Origin of the sequence: Arenimonas sp. (assembly GCF_044348765.1) — a bacterium.
Taxonomy (GTDB): Bacteria; Pseudomonadota; Gammaproteobacteria; order Xanthomonadales; family Xanthomonadaceae; genus Arenimonas.
Window position 1 is genome coordinate 1 of sequence record NZ_JBIKSE010000092.1, and the last position, 3,055, is coordinate 3,055.

Annotated in this window: 5 protein-coding genes; all 5 read right to left on the reverse strand. The window is 63.0% G+C overall.

All coding sequences use genetic code 11. The features are described from left to right. Positions 1–190, reverse strand: a 190-nt coding sequence (locus ACIQ0Q_RS08950; RefSeq protein ID WP_395772594.1) for a dATP/dGTP diphosphohydrolase domain-containing protein, incomplete at its 3' end; no start/stop codon positions are given. Positions 191–337: 147 nt separating this feature from the next. Next, entirely contained in the window at positions 338–754 is a 417-nt protein-coding gene (locus tag ACIQ0Q_RS08955; RefSeq protein ID WP_395772595.1) for a DUF4406 domain-containing protein, read from the reverse strand. Positions 755–802: 48 nt separating this feature from the next. Beyond that, positions 803–2,059 carry a hypothetical protein gene (locus ACIQ0Q_RS08960; protein ID WP_395772596.1) on the reverse strand — a complete coding sequence of 419 codons (1,257 nt, stop codon included), beginning with the start codon at positions 2,057–2,059 and terminating at the stop codon, positions 803–805. Next, a complete protein-coding gene (locus ACIQ0Q_RS08965; RefSeq protein WP_395772597.1) occupies positions 2,056–2,343 on the reverse strand; it encodes a hypothetical protein in 288 nt (95 codons plus the stop codon). The genes ACIQ0Q_RS08960 and ACIQ0Q_RS08965 overlap by 4 nt, the downstream gene beginning before the upstream one ends. A 44-nt stretch (positions 2,344–2,387) precedes the next feature. Further along, entirely contained in the window at positions 2,388–2,936 is a 549-nt protein-coding gene (locus tag ACIQ0Q_RS08970; RefSeq protein ID WP_395772598.1) for a hypothetical protein, read from the reverse strand. Positions 2,937–3,055 lie beyond the last annotated feature (119 nt).

The window sequence follows — 3,055 nt, forward strand, 5'->3', positions numbered from 1 at the left end:
CGAACGAGATCGACCACGGGTAGCCGCGTCGCCAGTTGTGGTCGTCGTATTTGCCGGCGCCTCGTCCGTAGTGCTCTGCCAGTGCGTAGAGAGGGATCTCCGGGATCAGGTCGAAGCGGGCGAGTTTCGTTCCCTTTTCGCCGCCGGTGGTGGGGTCGACATAGCGGACTTCTGCTCGTCGGTCAGTCATGAGCACCATCCGAGAGGTCTCGGAGGTTGCGAATGAATCGCCGCCATCGTCGAGCAAGGCGATCGTTTCGGAGTTGCTCGTCGAGGGTCGCGTCGTCGACCTCGCGTCGGAGTGCCTCGTCTCCGGAGTCATGCTCGGGGCGGTCGGTCATCGGAGCATCGTCTCGACACGGGTCACGATTTCGATTCCGTCGAGCGGTTCGAGCATGATCGGCCGGTGTTGAAAGAACTGGTAGAGGGTCCGGCCGGTCAGGGCGGCGACGTGCGCCTCGGCGCGTGCCCCCTCTGAGCCTGTCCAACCGGGCAGGAGAGCGACGGCGTCGACGTCGAGGACATCCAAGAAACAATGCTTCAGCGCGTCGGGGAGATTGAATCCGATCTCGTCGAGATCCTCTCGACCGGAGAGTCCGACCGGATCGAAGTCGGCGTTTCGGTCACGTTCGGCGGGGCATCGGACATTCCATCCGGCGGAGCCGAGTCGGATCCGTGCCGCGTCGAACGACGGGAAATTGAACTGAGGTATGCCGCGCATAGGGCCGGCGATGTAGATGGAAGTCGGGATCACGGACTAGAACTCCGGGTCGTCGGGATAGGGGTCGGGGACGTTACCGGATCATCCTACGATGTCGAGGTCTCCCCACCCGCGAGTACCGTAACCGCGTCCGACTCCGAACATGAGTTGCCCCGACGGCGAATGGCTTCCGGTCTGAGCGGTCCACCAGTACGAACCGCCATCCTGCGCGGGGCATTGAATATGCGTTCGCCCGGTGGACTCGGCGATTACGAGGTGATGAAGGTGACCGGTAATCAGAATGTCAGCGTCGGCGATCGGTTGCCGGCCCATGATCTGACCGGTCCACCATTTCTCGGCCTTCGCTGCGGCGTGACCTCCACCTCGGCCGAACTGGTGTCCGTGAGCGAGTCCGACGTTCACGCCTGACACGCCGAGGACGAGAGTCAGGTCGCGCGCTAGGACTGTCGAGACATGACCGTAACGCTCCGGGTTAGCCGCGCAGATTTCCGCGGTCTCCTCGATTACCGCTAGGTCGGAGTTATCGGTCCATGTCGTGTACGCCTTGCCGTCGCGTCGTGCTTCGCCGTGATTGCCGGGAACGCCGGCGATGACGACTCTCGGGACCAGTGCGGCGGCGACGTCGACACCTCGGAGCCATAGGCGACGGACGACTCGTTTCTGCTCTCGGTTGTCGAGGTCGGTCTGAAACTCCATCATCGGGTAGAAGCCGGAGCATCCTTCGAGGGTGTCGCCCATGCCGAGGAGATAGATCGCGCCCGGTGCTCGACCGGCGCGTTTCATTTCTCGGACCTTGTCGACCATCGCGTCGATACCTCGACTGATCCTCTCCACGGCCGCCGGAGACCCTCCGCCTTCGCCCTTGCCGATCTGCCAGTCGGAGAGCGGGACGACGAGAGAGACGTCCTCGGAGGCGACCTCGGGGACCGTGCGCGCCTTGCGACCGAGAGCGAGTCGACAGAGTTCGTCGACGTCGGCCCGGTCGATTGACACCTCGGCGGAGCGCTGTCGGATCGTCGCCCGGTAATAGCGGAGGCGACGGATTTCTCCGCCGCCGATGTTCGCATCCCATCCCCGAACCTGAATCGAGCCGGGGACGACCTCGGTCGTCGCGGGGTCGAGGTTCCAGTCGGCGAGGAGTTCGGCCCATAGGGCGTCGTTCGGCTCGACGTCGAGAGGTCCGGTCGTGATCTGACCTTCGGAGCCATCCCACGCGATGCCGGACTCCCATCCCGCCGGAGCCGGGGCGGGGCGACGGTCAGCGCGTCGTAGAGCCTTGTCGAGAGCGTCGGGATCCTGACCCGGGATCGAGATCGCCTCCTCGTATGGATCGCTCACGAGTACGCCTCATCGGGACACGAGCACGAGCGCCGGCGGTGACGGCCGAGCGTGTCCGGGCGGAGACTGATCCCGAGGGTTTCGTTCACGGCGGCGATGATCGGAGCGTGTGTCAGTTCCTCTACGGGCAGGTTGATGTATCCGACGAGCCGGGTCCGATACTCGCCGGGGTCGAGGTCGATGATGACTCGACCAACAGAGCAACCGCGCGCATACCAAGTGTTTCGGTGTCCCTCGACGAGTGAGGAGAGAGCGTCGGCGTTCGGGGTTTGTGGTTTCGTCATGAGATCCATTCTTACCGACTAGGGAGATGAACGGGGGTATGGTCCTACCGGACTGCTCCGACCTGCGTAACCGTAAGAATGACGGACGGGACCGCCGGTCGGATAGGGCCGGTTCTCGTGCCGGCCGAAAGTAACCGCATACTGCTATCCGGTGTTGACCACATGAGCCGGAAATACTGTCCGGCAGTGAACGTGTAGACCCAGTTCCAAGCGGCGACGATTCGTCCCGGATTGTTGGGAATGGTGAGATCGGTTGCCGACCGTGCCACGTTGCCCCCGTCGACGTCGAGCCATACGGTGACATCATCGGATCCGCCGTCGGTCTTGTCGAGTTGTGCCGAAAACTGAATGTTGTACGTGCCGGGGTTAGCGATCACGATCCGACTCGACGGCGATCCGATAGACACGCCGAAAGACTCCTCGGTCGTGTTGAACGTCATCGGCGTAGCGGTGTTTGCCGTGATGGTCTGAGTCGTCGAGTCTGAGAAAGCACCGTAGAAACCGAAAGTGAATCCGGTTTCGAGAGCGTCGGTCGCCGACTGCCAGTCCCCACGATCAGAGTTCTTGAAAAACTGTCGCCCACTGAATGCCATCGTTTGAACTCCCGCGTTCAGATGCTCAGAGTCGTGAACGGTTCGCAGACCCCGACCGAGTGTAGCGCGGCGGCGGCGAGGGCGGTCAGGATCCGACGTCGAGGGTTGCCGGTCGTGGA

Excerpts from the sequence above, each read along its gene's own strand:
- ACIQ0Q_RS08965 (WP_395772597.1), bottom strand. The coding sequence starts at position 2,343 with ATGACGAAACCACAAACCCCGAACGCCGACGCTCTCTCCTCACTCGTC.
- ACIQ0Q_RS08970 (WP_395772598.1), bottom strand. The coding sequence starts at position 2,936 with ATGGCATTCAGTGGGCGACAGTTTTTCAAGAACTCTGATCGTGGGGAC.